The following is an 18928-nucleotide window of genomic DNA, read 5'->3' on the forward strand; positions in this document are numbered from 1 at the left end:
ACGTACGGTACGGCAGGTGAACCAACCGCCCGACGCACTGGCCGGCCCCTCTTCAGACGTCCCTGCCCGGACCTCGACAACCCGCGTGTTCCTCGCACTCGCCCCGCCCGACGACGCGAAGGACGAACTGGCACAGGCCTTGCGCCCGGCCTACGACGCCTACCCCCGCATGCGGTGGAACCGCATCGAGGACTGGCACATCACCCTGGCCTTCCTCGGTGAAATCCCCGTCACCACCGTCCCGCCCCTCATGCCTCCGCTCGCCCGGCTCGCCGCACAGCACCGGCCGCTGCAACTCGCGATGCACGGCGGAGGCCACTTCGACCAGCGGGTCCTGTGGAGCGGGGTCACCGGGGAACTCGAAGGGCTCCACCGGCTCGCCGACGACGTACGCACGACTGTCAGGGACTGCGGCGTCCGGTTCCCCGAGCGGCCGCTCCGGCCCCACCTCACCCTCGCCCGGTCCCGCCGGGGCGACCACACCACCGCCGCCGAGGCCGCCGCCACGCTCACCTCGTTCGCCGGCCACACCTGGCAGGCCGGGCACCTCCATCTGGTCGGGAGCAACACCGGCCGGGGCCCCGGCCCCATCCACTACCGGACCATCACCACCTGGGACCTCGGCCACAGCGTCTGACACTCAGTAGGTGTCGGCGGCCTTCCCAAGAGTCGCCGTGAGACGGCCCAGTACCTCCTGCAGTCCGAGCACCTCCTCCACGGACAGGCCGGTGGCGGCGAGCACGCCTCGGGGCACGGACAGTGCCCGGTCGCGCAGTTGCGTGCCGTCTTCGGTCAGGTCGATCAGGACGGAGCGTTCGTCCTCACGGCTGCGTTCGCGCCGGACCAGTCCGGCCGCCTCCAGTCGCTTCAGCAGCGGCGAGAGCGTCCCGGAATCCAGGTGCAGCCGCTCCCCGATGGCCTTGACCGGCTGCGGGCCGTCCTCCCACAGGACCAGCATCACCAGGTACTGCGAGTAGGTGAGGCCGAGGTCCTTCAGCGCCTGCCGGTAGAAGCCGCCGAACGCACGTGACGCGGCATGCAGCGAGAAGCAGACCTGGTGGTCCAGCCGCAGCAGTTCCGCGTCAGGGACCGCCGAGAGGTCGGGGTCGGCGGAGGGGTCGGGAGGCGAGGCCTTCGCGGTGGCGGGCGCCTTCGGGGCAGCGGTCATGGAACCAGCGTACCGCCGACCATGTGATTCAGTTGCACACAACTGCGTTGTGTGCAATCTTCATGGCAGCGGCCGCGACCACCCCGGTCGCAGCCCCAGAGGAGGGTCACCCATGGACGCGTTGTACACCGCCGCCGCCACCGCCAACGGCCGCGAGGGCCGGGCCGTGAGCTCGGACGGCCAGATCGACCTGCCCCTCGCCCTGCCCCCGGCCCTCGGCGGCAACGGCAAGGGCACCAACCCCGAACAGCTCTTCGCCGCCGGCTACGCGGCCTGTTTCGCCAGCGCGATGGCGGCGGTCGGCCGTGAGCTGAAGGTCGACACCAAGGACGCCTCCGTGACCGCCGAGGTCTCCATCGGCAAGGACGGCGACGGCTTCGGCCTCGCGGTCGTCATGCGCGTGGAGCTGCCGGACTCCCTCGCGGGCGAGGCCGGCCAGAAGCTGGTCGAGGCCACCCACGCCTACTGCCCCTACTCCAAGGCCACGCGGGGCAACATCGACGTCGAGCTGGTCATCGAGTAGCCGTAGCCGTCAGGCGGGCCAGCACCGCGGCCACGGCGCGGTGCACGGCCTTGCGAGCGTCGTCGTCGGCCGGGTCGAGCGTCTCGAAACCGTGACGCCCCCGCGGTACGTCGATGACCTCGACGTTCGCCCCGCAGCGCTCGGCCTCCTTCAGGAACTCCTCGACCGTCGCGGCGATCGCGGCGCTCTCGCGTCCCGCTCGGACCACCACCACCGGCAGCTGCCCGGCGTGGGCCACCGCCCGGACCGGATGGAAGCGGGGCTCCGCCAGCCCCCAGCCCGGCAGCGGCGACAGGATCGGATAGTTCGCCGCCACGCAGCGCAGCCATGCCGGACGCGCCGTCAGCCAGTCCGCGGCCAGCGGGCCCCCGCCGGAGAAGAACCACAGGGCGACCCGGTCCGCGTCCACCCGCGGGTCGGCCCGCACCCGCTCCAACGCGTCGGCCACGTCCGCGGCCGCCCGCTCGTAGTCGGTCACCGCGTGCAGGCGGTGGTCGAGCGTCACACCCACGGCTCCCAGCCCGGCGACGTGGCGTGCGTACCCCTTCAGAGTCGGCCAGTCCCGAGGGGTGGGCCGCGCCTCGGCGGGCACCGGGCCGCCGTGCACGAACACCACGGCCGGGTGTGGCCCCGGGCCGTCCGGCAGGTAGAGGTCGGTGTTCCCGGTCCGTTCGCGGGGGCGTTCGGGTACGTCGAGGAGGAACGGGCGCAGATGGGCGGGCGGGCCGGCCGCATCGGCGGAGCTCAGCCGGTGGCCCCCGCCCGCCGCCGCCTCCGTGAGGACCTCGGCCAGCCGCGTCGGGCAGGACAGCATCGGCCAGTGTCCCGTGGGGAGTTCGAAGAAGGTCACCCGCGGCCCGGCCAGCGCCTGGAGGGCCGGTTCGCCGACGTCCACCATCATCTGGAGCATCTCGATTCCCGGTCCGTTGCCGGTGCACAGCACGCCGGTCACGGGCACCGCCGCCACGGCTCCGGTGAGCCTCATCGGCTGGAGGAGTGTGCCCAGCGGCTGCGGCGCCGCGAGGGCGGTGAGCCCGTCGAGCGCCGCTTCGGAGAGCCCCGCGGTGCTCCCCCAGCGGGACCACTCGTCCCGGGCCGGGGGCGGCAGGGCACCGGTCGTTCGCCCTCCGCCCCCGGCCAGCTCCTCGCGCAGGCGCCCGTCGGGTACGGCGGCCAGCGCCGGGACGCCGTCCTGCGGCATCCCCGCGTCGAGGTGAACGATCCGGGCGATCGACCGCGGGCGCCGGTCGGCCGCGCCCAGCACGGGGTGGATGCCGTAGTCGTGACCGACGAGGACGATCTCCCGGCCCGGCTCCGCTCCCTCCCGCGCCTCCGCATCCGTAGCAGCCTTCGCCTTCGCCTTCGCTTCCACTGAGTCGATCACCGCCAGCACGTCCGCGACATGGGTCTCCAGGTCGACGACCGCGCCGGGATCCTCGGGGCGCCTGCCCAGTCCGGTAAGCGCCACCGTGTGCACCTCGGCGCCGTCCGCGGCCAGTCGCGCGGCTGTGTCCCGCCATACGTACGGGCCGGTGAAAGCCCCTGCCACCAGGATGAATACGGCCATGGCCCCTCCTCGTCACGCTGTCTCCCGCATACCGGCCCGATCTCCGGCAGCGCTCGCCGGTACCGTAGGAACTCCCCCTGAGGGAGGTTCAAGTGTTCTCGTCGTACGACGGCCTGTGCAGCATCGGCGAACTGGCCGAGCACGCGGGCGTCAGCGTCAAGACCGTCCGTTTCTATTCGGACAGCGGACTGCTGCCGGAGGCGTCCCGCAGTGGGGGCGGGCACCGCAGGTACGCTCCGGAGGCCGTGGAGCGGCTGAGTATGATCCGCTCCCTGCGCGGCCTCGACCTGGCGCTTCGCGACGTGCGCCGCGTCCTTGACGGACAGCAGGATGAACAGGACGGGGCGGGGAGCGTTCTGGAGGACGCCGTGGCCGGTCGGCTGCGTGCCCTGGGCTCCGAGCTCGCGGCGTTGCGCTGGCGGGAGGCCGCGCTCCGGCTGGTGCAGGAGTGCCCGGCCGCCGAGCGGGCCGCCCGGCTGCGGCTGGTGGGGGCGGTCGCAGCCCCGCCGAGCACCGCGCCCCTGGCCCGTTTCTGGCGTGCGTGGCTGCCGCCCCGGATGCCCGCCCGGTCCGTCAGCACGTTCCTGGAGGCGGCGGTGCCGCAGCCGCCCGAGGGCCCCCGGCCGGCGCAGGTCCTCGCCTTCGCCCGGCTGCACGCCTTCGTGACCCGTCCGTGCGGGGACCGCGGCAGCGGCCCCTGCCAGCCCCGGGCGCACCGCGGCGCGGGGGCCCGTGCGTCGGCGGTGCTGTACGCGGGGCTGGCCGAGGCGTACGGGCTGGCGGGCGGGGCGATGCGGCGGGGTGCCAAGCCCGCGCCCGGTGAGGCGCTGGACGGTTTCGTGGACGCGTACGCGAGCACGTACGGCACCCACGACAGTCCGGGCTTCCGCCGCGTTCTGGCGGGCCGGCTCGCGGCCGATCCGCGCATCGACCGGTACTGGGAGCTGACCGCCGAGGTGATCAGCACTCCCGGCGGCCGTCCCGAACCGACTTCGGGGTCCGCGCACGACTGGCTGCTCGACGCCCTGGACGTACAGGTGAGGGAGACGGGCGGGTAGGGCGGGCGCGCCATCGGCGGAGCGTCGGGCTCCGGCGTCCCCTCCGCCGCACAAGGCCCTCATCCGTTCATCCGTACCAGGGCCTCCGCCGTATGCGACCCTCAGCCGTTCATCCGCACAAGGGCGCCTCCGCCGTATGCGACCCTCAGCCGCCATCCGCACAAGGCCCTCAGCCTCACAGGGACTCTCAGCCGCCGAGGGGGTCAGGCCGGCCAGGCGGAGCGGCCCGAGAGCAGCGAACGTGCGGCTTCCTCGGTGGCGTCCCGGTCGAAGTGCTCGGTCCGCCAGGTGGTCGAGCGCATACTCCCCCGGTCCCGGTAGGAGCGCATGATCCTCCCGTGGTCCTTACGGGCCACAAAGGCGTAGAGGTCTCGTTCGGCCCGCCACACGGAGACGGAGCCCGAGCGCGGGCGCAGCGGATGGGGGTCCGCCCACAGCCAGAGGCCGACCGCGCCTTCGAGGTCCTGCCAGACCTGCCGCAGGGCGATTCCCGCGACGGTGACGCCCGGCGCCGTCCACGGGCGGTGCGGGGTGAATTCGGTGACGCTCACGACGGCCTCGCCGTCCGCTGAGCCCCCGGACGCGGGCTCCCCTGCCGGGCCGGGCTTCCATGGCGTGAACCAGATGGTGGCCGACATGGCGTTCCCCTCGTGAGTGGCCGGCTGCGGCTCTTATAAAAGCACGTCCGTTCGTGCTAACATATCACGCTCCTGATGCCGACCGAGGAGTTCCGAGCATGGCTCGCACCGAGGCACTTGCCAGCACCGCGCTCAACATCGCCTCCCGAGTCTCGGGACGGCTTGCGGGCGCGGGCGCCTACGCCCTTTTCCACATGCCGCTCGCCCGGAGCAGGATGCGGACGAGCGAACGGGAGCTGTTCGGCACGGCGGAGACCACACGGCTGAAGGTCAGCGGCAAGTCAGCGGTGGTCTACCGCTGGGGCAACGGCGAGAGGCCCGTGCTCCTGGTGCACGGCTGGCAGTCGCGCGGCTCGCGGTTCGCCGACTTCGTTCCCGGGCTTCTGGAACGCGGCTACAGCGTCATCACCTTCGACGCGCCCGGTCACGGCGACGCGAGCGGCCGCAGCACCACCATCCTGGAGTACCGCCACATCCTCACCGAACTCCACGAGCAGTACGGTGAGTTCGAGGCCGTGGTCGCGCACTCGCTCGGCGCCCTGGGCTCGATCTTCTCCTTGGCGCACGGGGTGAAGGCGAAGCGGATCGCCACCATCAGCGGGGTCTGCGACTTCGAGTATCTGATCGAGGAGTTCTGTGCCGCCGTCCCCCTGCGCCCCCAGCTCAAGGCGCTGCTGCGCGAGCGCGTCGGGGAGAACCTCTTCTCCGTCCTGCCGGTCGAGGAGCGGCCGTTCTCCGCGGTGAACGCGGTCACGGCCCTGGACATGCCTCTCCTGGTCGTGCACGACGAGGACGACCCCAGGATCCTGGTGGAACAGGGGCACCGGCTCGCCGGTGCGTTCGGCGATCAGGCTCGGCTCGTCGTGACGAGCACCCTCGGGCACCGTCGGATCCTGGGCGACCCCGATGTCGTCCGGACCGTCCTGGACTTCGTCGCGCAAGGGCCGGACCGGGCCGCCGAGGCGGGCACCGAGGCTGCCGCGACCCCCTGAGGCGCCCTGGGCGACGCGTGCCGGACCTCCCGGCACCCGCTTGCTCGCGTCTCCCGTTCTTCCCCTTCTCCCGTCTCCCCAGCTCTACGCGCGACTGGACCCCGGAGGGCTCCTCGGCCTCCGGGGTCCAGTCGCGCGTCGTCACCTGTGTTCGTCGAGGAACTCCAGGATGTGCCCGAACACGTCCAGCGCGGCGCCCCGTCCGATGAACGCGTCGAGGTGGCCGTAGCCGGGGATCTCCGTGTACCGCACGTCCAGTTGCGGCTGACGGGCCGTGAGGACCTGGTAGCAGAGCTTCTGGGAGTCCAGCCACATGCCGTTCTCGCTGCCGGAGATCAGCAGCACGGGGCAGTCGATCCGGTCGGCGTGGTCCAGGGCGTTCTCGGGCAGTGCCCGGTAGCGGTCGTCGTTCTGGTGCCAGCGCACCATGCTGCGGGCCAGGGCGACCCGTCGCAGATGCGGCAGGATCCACAGCGGGGCCGGGCCGAGGAGCTGGGCCAGCCGGTCGTGGGTGGTGTCGTGCAGATTGTCGTGCACGTACAGCGAAGCACCCACGCCCCAGGCTGAGTTGCACAGGATCTGGCAGGTCGGGTCGGGGCAGTCGGCGCCTCTGGACGCCAGGGCGAACAGCGGCGTGTAGCGCGACCAGAACCCGACCTTGCGGAAGTCCACCGGGATGTGGTCGAAGCGGGACCGGAGCAGTTCACCTGCCATCGTCATCTTCAGCGACGTCCGGCCGGCCAGCTTGGGCGTCAGGAACACCCCTTGCGCCACCACGCCCGCGAGACCCGGCACCAGCCCGGCGGCCATGCTCATCGACAGCGAGAGCGCGCCGATGCAGTGGGCAACGGCGAACAGCGGCCGGCCGCCGATCTCCCGGCGGATGTGCCTGACCGCGGCGGGGATGTCGTAGAGGGCCACGTCGTCGTACGTGTACCGGCGGCCGGTCTCGTTCCACGGGAGTCGGCAGCTGCCCCGCCAGTCGAGCAGCCACGGCTCGTATCCGTCGTCGAGCAGGACCTCGACCATGTTGCGGGTCTCGGGCAGCAGGAACATGTCCGAGGACGCGGTGTGGCCGTGCAGGAGCAGCACCGCGGGCCGGTCCTCGCGGACGCCGGGCCGGACCCTGGTGAGCCCCAGCCGCAGGCCGTCGTCCGCCCGGAAGGGTGTCTCCTCGATGTGCGCTCCGTCGAGGCGCGCGTACAGAGGCCGCAGGGTCATCGCTTGCGCTCCCTCGGGGTCGGGGCTGGGGGCGGGGTCGGGGTCCGGCGCAGGTCGAGCAGGTCCGCGCCGACCCGGGCGAACGGGCCTGCCATCCCGCGGCCGATCTCCAGGCCGAACCAGGTGAGCCAGGTCATCTTCGCGAGCCGCTTCTCCTGGCCGGACAGGCGGGGATCGACGCGGATGCCGTCGATCTGGTCCCGCAGGTAGCTGTCGGTGGGAACGACGATCTCGCCGTGCAGCGTGGCTGGTTCACCCTCGCGGCCGATCTCCACGGTCAACGCGCGTGTCTGCCGCCACAGGTCGCGCCGCGCCCGGGCGAACTTCCGGCCCTCCAGCCACCACCGGCCGCCGTCGCCGTCGCACAGCCGCAGCCGGTAGCGCAGCAACGGGTGCCGCAGGCCGTGGTCGAGCGGGATGCCATCCTCGGGGCGGACCCACAGGTCGCCGTGCTCGACCACAAGGGGGTCCGGGTGCAGCAGCGGGCAGGAGATCTCCCCGCGGACGTCCACCCGGCGCTCCTCGGCCAGCTGGTACATACCGGCGATGGACAGGGTGAACGCCGCCGAGCACGGGGTGCGCGCGGCGCCCCCGACCCGGCCCAGAGCCCCTTCCATGGTCTCGGGGAACCACAGATAGGGCTGGTCGGTGCGGGCCGGGAGCCGGGCGAGACCGTCCCGGGCCAGCTTCTCGAAGGTCCTCAGCTGCTCCTGCATGCCGTAGCGGGTCGAGGCCGGCAGATTCTGTTCGGCCACGAACGCGTCGGTGCGCTCGGCGGTGGCCGCGGGCGCCGTCAGGGACGCCTCGCAGAGCTTCGCGGCGGTGGGGCTCGCCAGGACCCTCGCCAGGAATTGGAGTTCGGGGACGGGGTCGGCCCGGAGCCGGGCCACGACGTCGCTCCGCCACTCCTCCCAGCCCTGGACCCGTACGTTCATGCCGCCGAACCGCATGTCGTGGACGACGTCCGCCAGGGAGTTCGGCGTGCCGCTGAGGTGGTAGGTCCGGCCCCAGGCTTCGGGTTCGCAGATCGCGGCCACCGCCACCCGGCTCACCCAGTCCACCGGGGCGGCGTTGAGAAACCTGAACGCGGGGACCGTACGGAACCGGCTGAACACCGACATCATGCCGCTGCTGAGGTCCTGGGGGTTGCTCGCCCCGGTCCTGGTGTGGCCGCCGATGCCTCCCGGGCGCAGCAGCGTGACGGCCAACCCGTGCTCCCGGGCCCGCCGCAGGACCGCCTCGGCGGCCCACTTCGACTTGTCGTATCCGGCGACCAGGGCGTCGATGTGGGCGACGGGGTCGTCCTCCCCCATGGACTCGATGCCGACCTCGTTGAAGACCGCGATGGAGGAGATGTGGTGCAGGGGCTTGGGCCGTCCGGCGGCCGCCAGTTCCGCGAGCGTCAGCGGTCCGAGCACGTTGCTGGCGCGCAACGACCGGTAGCCGCGCAGGAAGTCGACCGCCGCGGCCACGCTCACCACGGCGTCCAGTCCCTCGGCCAGCGCCTCCCAGCGTTCGTCCGGCAGCCCGAGATGCGGCTGCCGGATGTCCCCCGGTACGACCGTCACGCGTCTGCGGATCTCCCCGGACCACGGCAGGGCGAAGCGCTTGAGCGCCTCGCCGAGGCGCCGGGTGCCTTCCTGCTCGTCGGCGGCCCGCACCAGGCAGTACACGTGCGCTTCGCTGTGCCGCAGCAGATCGAGCAGCATGTGGCCACCGAGGAACCCGGTCGCCCCGGTCAGCAGGACCGTGCGGGGCACGGCGGGCTCCGGCCGACGCACCCAGGGCAGGCCGTCGGCGCGGGCCAGGTCGGCGAGGATCAGCTCCAGATCCTCGTCGGCTCCGGTCGGCGCGGACGCGGGGGCGGGGAGGGTGGTGTTCCTGGCCTGCACCGCGCGCGGCACAGACGCCGACACAGGCACAGGGGACGCAGGCACAGGCAGCTTGGCCGGCTCCACCGGTACGGGCAGGGCGGCTCGCTCGGGCGATGGCGGTGGTGCGGCACGCTCGGGCGGGACCGGCAGCGACGCTTCGTCGGACTCCGACGATTCGGCTCGGTCCGCCGGGACCGCCGGCGACGCTTCGTCGGACGTCGGCGGTTCGGCTCGGTCCGCCGGTATCCGTACCGGCTGTGCGTCTCGCTCCGCCGACTGCGCTCCCGCTCGCTCAGGCCGCATCGGCTCGGCCTGCGGCCGGATTCCGTTCGTCCGGAGCGCTCGTTCGGCCAGGCGTCGGGGCCGGGCGTCGGCGAACACGTCGTCGAGGCTCAGCTCCAGGCCGAGGTCCCGGGACAGCTTCACCACGAGCGCCACGGCGTCGACCGACGTACCGCCCGCGTCGAAGAAGTCGGTGTCGGGTGCCATCTCCGCGCCCGGCAGCAGACGGGCCGCCTCGGCGGTGATGGCCCCGGCCAGCCGCTCCGTCTCCCCAGTGCCGCCGACCGCCGGAGGCTGCACCGGGTCCTCCTGGCCCGCCCGGTCCGCCGCGTCCGCCGGTTGTGCCCCCGGTCTGACTCTGGCCAGCAGGTCGGCCACGCTGAGCGGGCCTCCGCCACTCTCGGCCCGCTCGCCGGTCCGCTGCTGCCCGGTGCCCGGGCGGCGGGCCGGCGTGTCCTCGTTCAGTTCCCCCATGGTGTGCCTCTCACGGTGTGGGCTGCCTTCCGTCATCACTGCCGCCAGGACCGGAACGCCCGCAGCTGCCGCGGAGTCGTCTCGGCCTCGATGCCCGGGTCGTCCGGGGCTCCGCCGCCGAGCGCCGCGATCAGGCGCCGGGCCGGAAGGTTGCGAGGGGTGGGCTCCGCCGTCAGCCGCACGGTGGCGCGGCCGAGGGTCTCGGCACGGTCGGCCAGCCACTGGAGCAGCCGCTCCTCCACGCCGCGGCCGAGCACGCGGCAACTGAGCAGCCAGGCCAGGACGTCCAGGCGGGAGGCTTCCTGACGCAGCGCCAGCAGGCCGATCTGGCCGTAGTCGCCGAACCGGTCGCGGGCCGCGACGGTCCAGACCTCGCCGTCCTCCCGCCACCGCTGAAGGTCGCCGCCGTCGGCCGACCGCTCGCGCAGCGTGAACTGGTTGGTACGCCGGATGAGCTGGGCCGCCCGCTGCGTGTCCGGCTCGGCCAGCGGACGGATGTCGAGCTCCAGCTCCAGCTGTTCGAGGAACTCCTCGAACCCGGCCTGTTCCCGGGCCGCGTCGCGGGCCCGCTCCTGGCGGTAGAAGTCCGCGCGCAGCCCGTCCTCGGCCGTGGCCGCAGCGGGTATCAGGGGCCACAGCCGGGCCAGGAACGGTTCGAGTTCGCCGGCCGCCGGGCAGGTCACGGAGAGCACCTCGGGCAGTGCGGACCGCATGGCGGCGATCTCCGCCGGGTTGTCGTCGAGGAAGAGGAAGCTGTCCGGACCCAGGTTCATGGTCCGGGCGGCCGCCTCCAGGCGGTCGGCTTTGCGGCCCCATCCGGCGTCAAGCACGCTGAAGTGTTCCGCCCGCAGCACGCTGTCGGGACGCTCCAGGACGGCCCGTACGGTGGCTTCGTCGTTGTTGCTGATCAGGACCAGCAGGGTCCCGGCGGCGCGCCACCGCAGCAGTCTCCGGGCCAGGAGCGCCCGGGCTCCGCCGAGGTCCACGCCCTCCGGTCCGCTCTCCCCCGCCACTCCGCTCCACAACGTCTCGTCGCCGTCCACCGCGATCACCTTCGGCGGGGTACGGCGGACCGTCGCGGCGGTCTCGGCGAGCGTGAGGGCGACGGCCGCCTGGAACTCGGGGGTGAACGGCAGGTGGGCCAGCGTGTCCGTACGCTCGTCGAACCGCTCCTCGACGACATGGTGGCGGGTCCAGTCCTCGGGGCGCAGGACCGCGATCCCGGGCAGGTCCGAGAGCACGGCGGCGACATCCCGCTCCCACCGCTCGTACCGGGCCTCACGCCGTCCGGACGGCAGGAACCCGACGATCAGCGGCAGCCGCGTCCGCTCCGACAGGGCTCGCAGGGCGTCCGGATAGGCCGTGCGGAGTTCGTCGAGCAGTTCCTCGCTCACCGGCCCGAACCGTTCCAGGTCGACCGCCCGCACCAGGACGGTCCCGATCTCCGCCGAGGGGTCGGCGAACACCCCGGACGGGTCCTTGAGACTCGCCAGCACCTGGTGGTAGGGCGCCTCGACGACCTGGGGCGGGGTGCTCGGCGTCCCGTCGGCGGGGTCTGCGGCCCAGGCCGCCGCGCAGAGCAGGGGGAGGTCTCCCAGGGCGAAGGTCGCCGCGACGGGGAGCGTACGGGGCCGGGCGGGCGGCGGGGCGGTCGCGGTCACGCTCGTACCCGCCGCCGGGTGCTCCGGCCGGACCGGGGCGGCCGGGTCGTCGGCCACCTCCTCCAGGAGCTGGAGGAAGTCGGCGGCGAGCGCGGCGCAGGCCGCCTCTTCGATGATGTCGAGGTTGTGGTCGAAGCGGAGCTGACCGGCGTCCGGCGTCATGATGATCATGAGGTCGAGGTCGGAGTGCCCCGTCCCGACCGGAAGGATCTCCAGGGCGTCGAGTTTCGCAGAGGACCGGATGTAGTTGAAGTAGACCTCGACCATCGGAGCGTTCTCCCGGTGCAGCCCCTGCTCGGCGAGCACGGCCAGGGTGTCGGAGAACATGGCGCCCTTCGCCAGCACCCGGTCGAGCCGACTGTCGGTGCGGCGCAGCACCTCCTCGATCCGCTCCCCCGCCGTGGCCTGCGCGGGGAAGGGCACGGGCACTCCGAAGAAGCCGACGGCACCGGGGGCGTCGACATGGATGCGGGTGTCCACCGGGACGGCCAGCACGAACCGGTCGCGCTGCTGCTTGCGGGCGAGCAGCACCGTCAGTACGCCCAGGGAGAAGGCGGCCGGGGTGATCCCGAGCTGTCGCGCCCGGGACGACACACGCGGCATGAGTCCTTCGGGTATCGCCAGGGTGAGGCTGCCCGCCCGGAACGACCGTACGGCCGGGCGGGGGTGTGTGAGCGTCAGGTCGAGACGGCGGCTTCCGGCGAACTCCTCCCGCCGGGCGGCCGCATCCGGCGGCCCCGCCGAGGCGCGCGACGGGCGCGGGGACGTGGGCTGTGCCTCCAGCAGCAGGTCGATGTCACGGTTGGAGACCCCCTCCCCGAGGGGTGTACCCGACAGCTCGGCGTCGATCTCGGCGGCGACGATCAGGAGCGACTGCAGATCGCTGACCGCGTGATGGGCTCCGAGGAGCAGTGTCTGTCCCGCTTCGGCGCCGTCGATCAGCTCGAACCGCCACAAGGGTGCGGTCGTTACGTCGAAGGGTGCGCCGAGCAGTTCACTCAGCCGGTGCCCTGCGTCCAGCTCGGCGTCGGGCGCCAGGTTCGACCATCGGAGCGGGGAACGGGCCGGGGCCCTCTCGGTTCTCATCCGCCGGTCGGAGCCGGTGTCGTTGACGATGGAGGTACGCAGTGCGGCGTGCCGCCCCGCGAGGCGGGTGAGGATGTCCGTGAGCCGGGCGCGGGTGGTCGGCTCGGTGAGCCGGAACGCGAGGCCGATCGTGTGCGCGGCGCTCGGAGTGCCGTGCTGGGCCGCGCGCAGGAGCCGGACGACGTCGCGGGTGGCGGGCCTCAGCTCGACGTCGTGTGTGTGCGGGTCGGTCTCCGGGTCTGTGCCCGACGCCGGGCGTCCGAGGCCGGTGTCCGACGTGGGGCGTCCACGGCCGGTGTCCGATGTGGGGCGGCTCCCGGAGGTGTGGCCGGTGGCGGGCTCCGCGGCGGAGTTCCGCGCGGACAGCGCGGTGTGCAGTTCCTCGGCGAGACCGCGGATGTCGGCCGCCGAGAACACGGCGGACGCGGACAGTTCCACACCGAGGTCACGGCCGAGGGTGTTGCGCAGGCGGACGATCATCAGGGAGTCGAGCCCGATCTCCTTCAGGCCCTCGGTCGCGGCGACCTCGTCGGCGCCGCGCCCGGTCAACTCGGCCACCGTTGCCCGTACATGGGATTCCAGGAGGCCGGTCCGCTCCGTGTCCGTCCGGGCTGCCAGTACCTCGCCGAGCACTCCTGCGGCGGCCTCGGCGGCCACGGGTGCGGCGACAAGGCCATGCAGGAGGGGGCGGGTCCGCACCTCGTCCGGGTCGCGGGCGAGGGCATCCCGGTCGAGGGCGAGGGGCACGAGCTGGCGGCGAGCGGTGGACAGCACCCGGTCGAACATCTCGCCGCCCTGCTGCGGGGAGAACGGGACGAGGCCCGAACCGCTGGCCGCGGCGGTGCGCTTCGCCGATCCGGCGACCATGCCGATGTCGGCCCAGGTCCCCCAGTCGAGGCTGAGGGCGGGCCGGCGGACGAGGGAGAGGTGGTGCGCCCAGGCGTCCATGAAGGCGTTGGCCGCGGAGTAGGGGCTCTGTCCGGCCGAGCCGAGCAGCCCGGCGGCCGAGGAGAACAGGACCGTGGTCTCCGCTTCGGGGACCAGCTCCGTGAGCAGTACGGTGCCGAGCACCTTGGGGGCCATCACGCGCCGGATGCGCTCCGGGGTCAGGTGGTGCAGGGTGGCGTCGTCGAGCACGCCCGCGGTGTGGATGACCCCGGTCACGGGGCCGCAGTCCGCGCGGAGGGCGTCGAGGGCGGCCCGCAGTCCGCCACGGTCGGCGACGTCGGCCCGTACGAGCCGGACGGCGGTTCCGCGCCGGCGCAGGCTCTCGATCCAGCGTGTCGCGGCCGCGTCGGGTGCGCTGCGGCTCAGCAGGGCGAGCTGCCCTGCCCCTTGGCCCGCCAGGCGTTCGGCGACGACCCGGCCGAGACCGCCGAGTCCGCCGGTGATCAGATACGTTCCGTCGCGGCGGACCGTTCCGCTCCCTGCCTGGTCGGGACCGGTGTGCACGAGGCGCGGTACGAGACGGCCGTTGTCGCGCAGGGCCACGAGGTGTTCGTCGTCCGCGTGCCGCAGCTGGGTCCACAGCGCGTCCTCGCCTCCGTGGGGCGGGAGGTCGACGAGAGTGGTGTTCAGTTCCGGGTGCTCCTGGGCGACGGCGGTGCCGAAGCCCCAGCCGATGGCCTGCTGGGGGTGCGTCACCTCCGTGCTTCCACCGGCTGCTTGGCTGCCCCGGGTGATCAGGAAGAGTCGTGGGGACGGGTGGTACGCGCGTCCGGAGAGCGCCCGCACCAGGTTCAGGGTGCTGACGGAGCAGAGCAGGGCGGCTTCCGCGGCCGTCCCGGCCGATTCGACGGCCGGGGCGTCCAGGGCGAAGAGATGGACCACCCGCGCGGGCGGTCCCTCGGCGAAGGCCTCGTCGAGGAGCCGCGGGAAGTGCTGCGGGTCTCCCGGGTCGACGGTGTACCGTCCGGGTGCCTCGACGGTGTAGGCGCCGCCCTTGCGGGCGATCACGTGCGGGGTGGCGCCGAGGCGGCGGGAAAGGCCGTCGGCCACGCCCGTGTCGTCGGCCAGGATCAGCCAGCTGCCCGGGACGGGCTGTTCGTGCGCGGACTGTTCCCGTGCGGGCTGTCCCTGTGCGGGCTGTCCCTGTGCGGACTGCGTCTGTGACGGCTGTCCCTGTGCCGACTGGCTCTGTGACGGCTGTCCCTGTGCGGCGGGGCGGGGCTGCCAGCGCACCTCGAAGAGCGCTCCGTCCAGGGTGGACAGCGCGGCGAGCTCGACCCCCTCGATCTCCAGGAGCAGTTGTTCGTTCTCGTCGAGGAGCCGGACGTCCAGGGTGACGGCGTCGTCGTCCACGGCGCGCAGGCGGCATGCCGACCAGACGGGCGCGGTACGCAGGCCGGTGAGGCGCAGCCGCCCGGCCCTGCGCGGCACGAAGGCCCTGCCCTTGAGGGCGTCCCCCACCAGGGCCGCGGTGTGCAGGGCCGCGTCGATGAGGACCGGGTGCACCAGATGCCCCGCGCGGGGTGTCCGCGCCAGCCTGCCCAGCGCCCCCGACGGCCCGCCCCAGCCCCCCTCCAGCATGCGGAAGGCCGGGCCGTAGTCGATGCCGAGCGCCGCGAGGGCCGCGTAGGCGTCGGTCACGTCCGCCTCTCGGGCGCAGTCCTCCCGTAGCCCGGCCGGGGTCATGGCCGGCTCGTGTCCGGGTTCGCCGGTGGCGGGGACGACGCGGCCGCCGACGTGCCGGACCCAGGGTGCTCGCCGGTCGCCGGCCGGTCGCGAGGCGATACCGAAGGGCCGGACACCGTGTTCGTCGGCGGGTTGCAGGACCAGCTGGAGCTGTACGGGGACGTCGTCCGTCAGCTGGAGCGGCCGCTCGAACGCCACGTCGTGCAGTTGGACGTCCGACGCGGCCTGGAGCACCGACACCGCTTCGAGGGCCATCTCCAGGAAGGCGGCCGCGGGCAGCCAGACGGCCCCGGCGACCCGGTGGTCCGACAGATAGGACGAACGCCGGTCACGCAGGTCGATACGGGTGTCGAACAGGTGCCGGTCCGGTACGTCGCTGGACTCGACGTGGACGTCGACGAGAGGTGTCCCGTGGGGCCCGGTGGGCGCGGTGTCGGTCCAGTGGCGCCGTTCGGACCATGCGTAGGTCGGCAGGTCCGCCCAGGGTCCGTCGGGCACGAGGCGCGGCCAGCTGATCCTGCCGCCGGCGGTGTGCAGTTCGGCGGCGGCCCGGTCCAGGCAGCCGGGTCCGTCCTCGCCGCGCTTCAGGGAGCCGACGGCGATCAGGTCGTGGCCGGTCTCCTCGGCGACGGCCCGGGTGGCGGTGATGAGGGCCGGGTGCGGGCTGAGTTCGACGAAGTGGCGGTAGCCGTCGGCCGCCATGCGCTCGACGGTGGCGGCGTAGCGGACGGGTTCGCGCAGATTGCGGTACCAGTACGCGGCGTCCAGCGGCTCGCCCGAGACGCGTTCGGCCAGGACGGTGGAGTACCAGGCGACGTCCGTGGGTCGGGTCTCGATGCCTTCCAGGTCGTCTAGGAGCGACGTGCGTACAGGGGCGACCTGGGCGCTGTGCGAGGCGTAGTCGATCTTCACCTTTCGGGCGAAGATCCGCTCGCCCTCCAGCTCGGCGAGCAGTGCCTCCAGGTCCTCCGCATCGCCGGACACCACGGTCGAGGTGGAGCTGTTCACCGCGGCGACGGACAGGCGGCCGCCCCACGCGTCGAGACGGGCCTCGACGTCCGCCCGGGACAGGGCCACCACGGCCGTCCCGCCCGTCCCGGCGATCGTCGTGAGGGCCTGGGCGCGCGTCGCGATCACTGCGGCGGCGTCGTTGAGGCTGAGCGCCCCGGCGACGCAGGCCGCGGCGGCCTCGCCCTGGCTGTGGCCGACCACAGCGTCCGGCCGCACCCCACGGGACCGCCACACCGCCGCGAGCGCCACCATGACGGCGAACAGCGCGGGTTGCACGACATCGACGCGGTCCAGGGACGGCGCGCCCGCGTCGCCGCGGAGCACCGCCAGGACGGACCAGCCGGTGTGCGGGCGCAGAGCGGCGTCACAGCGGTCGATCTCGTCGGCGAACAGCGGGGACGCCTCCAGCAGATCGCGCGCCATGCCCGCCCACTGCGTCCCCTGGCCGGGGAAGACGAAGGCCACTTTGCCCTCGGTTCGCGCCTGCCTGGGCCCCACGACGAGCTCCGGCGACGCCTGCCCGGCGGCCAGCGCGCGCAGTCCGGTCAGCAACTCCTCGCGCTCCCGTGCCACGAGCACCGCACGCCGCTCGAAGTGGGTACGGCGGTGGGCCAGGGTGCGGGCGACGTCGGGCAACGGCAGTGCTGGGTCGGCGGACAGCGCGCCGAGGAGCCGGTCCGCCTGCCCGTACAGCGCGGGCAGGGTGCGGGCCGACAGCGGGAAGAGGGTGATGGGGCGCTCGGGGGTGGGGGCTTGTCCGGCGGCCGCGGCGGGCGGTTGGCCGGAAGCCGGTGCGGGCGCTGGACCCGTGGCCGAGGCGTCCACGCGTCCGGCGGCCATGCCGTGCGCTTCTTCGGCGGCCGGTGCGGGCGGTTGTTCGGACGCCGGAGCGGCTGCTCGCCCGGAAGCCGCGTCGGCCGCTCCCCCGAGAACCGCGTCGGCCGTTCGCCCGGACGCCGCGTCGGCCGGCCTCCCGGAAGCCGGTTCGGCCAACCGTTCCTCCGGGGCCTCTTCCAGCACCACGTGGACGTTGGTACCGCTGATTCCGTAGGCGCTCACCCCCGCCCGGCGGGGCCGTGGGCCGCGTGGCCAGGGGCGTGGGCGGGTGCACAGTTCCAGGCCGCCGCCCTCCCAGTCGATCTGCCCGGTCGGGGTCTCGGCGTTCAGGGAGGCCGGGATCCGCTCGTGCTGCAACGACAGCACCGTCTTGATGACGCCCGCGATGCCCGCCGCGGCCTGTGTGTGGCCGATGTTGGACTTCAGCGACCCCACGGCGAGCGGCCGGTCGGCGGGGCGGCCGGGGCCGAAGACCCGGGCCAGGGCCGTGCCCTCGATGGGGTCGCCCAGTGGCGTGCCGGTGCCGTGCGCCTCGACGTAGTCCATCTCTTCGGGGCGCAGGCCCGCGGCCTTGAGCGCGGCCCGGACGACGCGTTCCTGGGCGGGGCCGCTGGGGGCGCTGAGCCCCTGGCTGCGGCCGTCCTGGTTGGCGGCGGAGCCCTTGACGACCGCGAGCACCCGGTCGCCGTCGCGGCGGGCCTCGCTCAGCCGTTTCAGCAGGACCAGGCCGCTGCCCTCGCCCCAGACCACGCCGTCGGCGTCCTGGGCGAAGGGGCGGCACCGGCCGGACGCCGACAGGCCGCGGAGTCTGCTGAACTCGACGTGGCCGCGCGGACTGACCATCAGCGTCGCGCCCCCGGCCAGAGCCAGGTCGCAGGTGCCGTCGAGCAGTGCCTGTGCGGCCAGGTGCAGTGCGACGAGCGAGGAGGAGCAGGCGGTGTCGACGGTGATGGCGGGGCCCTGGAGGCCGAGGTGGTAGGCGATGCGGCCGGAGGCCACGCTGGAAACCGTGCCGGTGCCGACGTACCCGTCCAGTTGCTCCATCCCGGCCGCGCCCAGATAGCCGCTCTGGTAGAGGCCGATGTAGACGCCGGTGGCACTGCCGTTCAGTGACGCGGGCAGGATTCCCGCCCGTTCGACCGCCTCCCAGGCGGTCTGAAGCAGCAGACGCTGCTGGGGGTCCATCGCGGCCGCCTCCTGGGGCGGGATGCCGAAGAACTCCGCGTCGAAGCCGTCGATGGCGTTCAGGTATCCGCCGCGCAGCGAGTACGCCTTGCCCGGGGCGTCCGGGTCGGGGTCCAGGAGTGCCTCGGTGTCCCAGCGGTCGCCGGGGGCGTCGGAGACGAGGTCCGCGCCGGCGGCCAGCCGCCGCCACAGAGCCTGCGGGTCCTCGGCACCGGGGAAGCGGCAGGCCATCGAGAGGACCGCCACCGCGTCGGTTTCCGGCGGTGCCCCCGTGTCCCGCTCCGGTGGGCCGGACACCGGCGATGCCCCCGGTTCCCGCTCGCGTGAGCCGGACGTCGTCGTGGCGGAGGGGCTGTGCGGGGCGGAGCCCCTGGCTGCCGACGGAGGCGGCAGGTCCGGGGCGTCGACGCTCGCGGCCGCCCGGGCGATCGAGGCCACGGTGGGGTGGTCGTAGACGAGTGTCGGACTCAGGGGCCGGCCGAGTTCCTCGGAGAGCCGTACGCCCAGCGTCACCAGTTCCCGTGATCCGAGGCCGAAGTCGGCCATCGGCCGGTCCCGTTCGACCTGTGTCTCTTCGAGACCGGCCGCGGCGGCGACGGCCTGGGTCAGCCAGGCCTCGATCCTTTCGGGCGTGGCGGCCCGGGGCGGTGCGGGCGGGGTCTCGATGGGCTTCTTCGCGGGCATGAGGGCAACCGTCTCCGCAGGCTGGGGTCTGGG

The 18928-nt window shown here is 73.5% G+C and carries 10 protein-coding genes; 4 read left to right on the forward strand and 6 right to left on the reverse strand.

The window, feature by feature from the left end:
- The first annotated feature begins 16 nt into the window (after positions 1-16).
- Entirely contained in the window at positions 17-637 is a 621-nt protein-coding gene (gene thpR / locus RI138_RS00280; RefSeq protein WP_311118223.1) for an RNA 2',3'-cyclic phosphodiesterase, read from the forward strand.
- 3 nt (positions 638-640) lie between these two features.
- Here thpR and RI138_RS00285 read toward each other — a convergent pair whose 3' ends face one another.
- Positions 641-1168 carry a MarR family winged helix-turn-helix transcriptional regulator gene (locus tag RI138_RS00285; protein WP_311118224.1) on the reverse strand — a complete coding sequence of 176 codons (528 nt, stop codon included), beginning with the start codon at positions 1166-1168 and terminating at the stop codon, positions 641-643.
- A 112-nt stretch (positions 1169-1280) separates the two neighbouring features.
- Here RI138_RS00285 and RI138_RS00290 point away from each other — a divergent pair, with 112 nt between their 5' ends.
- Entirely contained in the window at positions 1281-1691 is a 411-nt protein-coding gene (locus tag RI138_RS00290) for an Ohr family peroxiredoxin (RefSeq protein WP_311118225.1), read from the forward strand.
- Here the strand turns inward: RI138_RS00290 and RI138_RS00295 are convergent.
- Positions 1681-3258: an alpha/beta fold hydrolase gene (locus tag RI138_RS00295; protein WP_311118226.1), complete on the reverse strand. Its 1578-nt coding sequence runs from the start codon at positions 3256-3258 to the stop codon at positions 1681-1683. The genes RI138_RS00290 and RI138_RS00295 overlap by 11 nt on opposite strands.
- Positions 3259-3350: 92 nt before the next feature.
- Here RI138_RS00295 and RI138_RS00300 point away from each other — a divergent pair, with 92 nt between their 5' ends.
- Complete coding sequence (locus RI138_RS00300; protein ID WP_311118227.1) at positions 3351-4316, forward strand: MerR family transcriptional regulator; 966 nt, start codon at positions 3351-3353, stop codon at positions 4314-4316.
- 203 nt (positions 4317-4519) lie between these two features.
- On the opposite strand, the gene RI138_RS00305 is transcribed toward RI138_RS00300, so the two are convergent.
- Positions 4520-4954, reverse strand: a complete 435-nt coding sequence (locus RI138_RS00305; protein ID WP_311118228.1) for a hypothetical protein — start codon at positions 4952-4954, stop codon at positions 4520-4522.
- A gap of 98 nt (positions 4955-5052) precedes the next feature.
- On the opposite strand from RI138_RS00305, the gene RI138_RS00310 reads away from it, so the two are divergent.
- Positions 5053-5946 carry an alpha/beta fold hydrolase gene (locus RI138_RS00310; protein WP_311118229.1) on the forward strand — a complete coding sequence of 298 codons (894 nt, stop codon included), beginning with the start codon at positions 5053-5055 and terminating at the stop codon, positions 5944-5946.
- Between the two features lie 141 nt (positions 5947-6087).
- Here RI138_RS00310 and RI138_RS00315 read toward each other — a convergent pair whose 3' ends face one another.
- From RI138_RS00315 to RI138_RS00325, 3 genes are read right to left on the reverse strand one after another with little or no spacing between them, the layout of a single operon-like run.
- Positions 6088-7167: an alpha/beta hydrolase gene (locus tag RI138_RS00315; protein WP_311118230.1), complete on the reverse strand. Its 1080-nt coding sequence runs from the start codon at positions 7165-7167 to the stop codon at positions 6088-6090.
- The gene (locus RI138_RS00320; RefSeq protein ID WP_311118231.1) at positions 7164-9797 is read right to left on the reverse strand and encodes a thioester reductase domain-containing protein; all 2634 of its coding nucleotides are present in this window, start codon (positions 9795-9797) and stop codon (positions 7164-7166) included. Before RI138_RS00320 ends, RI138_RS00315 begins: the two co-directional genes overlap by 4 nt.
- A 35-nt stretch (positions 9798-9832) precedes the next feature.
- Positions 9833-18895, reverse strand: coding sequence for an SDR family NAD(P)-dependent oxidoreductase (locus RI138_RS00325; RefSeq protein ID WP_311118232.1), 9063 nt, complete (start codon positions 18893-18895; stop codon positions 9833-9835).
- Positions 18896-18928: the final 33 nt, after the last annotated feature.

Source organism: Streptomyces durocortorensis, assembly GCF_031760065.1.
Taxonomy (GTDB): Bacteria; Actinomycetota; Actinomycetes; order Streptomycetales; family Streptomycetaceae; genus Streptomyces.

Bases quoted from the DNA above. Each gene is read 5' to 3' on its own strand.
- RI138_RS00285 (WP_311118224.1), bottom strand. From the start codon at position 1,168: ATGACCGCTGCCCCGAAGGCGCCCGCCACCGCGAAGGCCTCGCCTCCC.
- RI138_RS00290 (WP_311118225.1), top strand. From the start codon at position 1,281: ATGGACGCGTTGTACACCGCCGCCGCCACCGCCAACGGCCGCGAGGGC.
- RI138_RS00295 (WP_311118226.1), bottom strand. From the start codon at position 3,258: ATGGCCGTATTCATCCTGGTGGCAGGGGCTTTCACCGGCCCGTACGTA.
- RI138_RS00305 (WP_311118228.1), bottom strand. From the start codon at position 4,954: ATGTCGGCCACCATCTGGTTCACGCCATGGAAGCCCGGCCCGGCAGGG.
- RI138_RS00310 (WP_311118229.1), top strand. From the start codon at position 5,053: ATGGCTCGCACCGAGGCACTTGCCAGCACCGCGCTCAACATCGCCTCC.
- RI138_RS00315 (WP_311118230.1), bottom strand. From the start codon at position 7,167: ATGACCCTGCGGCCTCTGTACGCGCGCCTCGACGGAGCGCACATCGAG.
- RI138_RS00320 (WP_311118231.1), bottom strand. From the start codon at position 9,797: ATGGGGGAACTGAACGAGGACACGCCGGCCCGCCGCCCGGGCACCGGG.
- RI138_RS00325 (WP_311118232.1), bottom strand. From the start codon at position 18,895: ATGCCCGCGAAGAAGCCCATCGAGACCCCGCCCGCACCGCCCCGGGCC.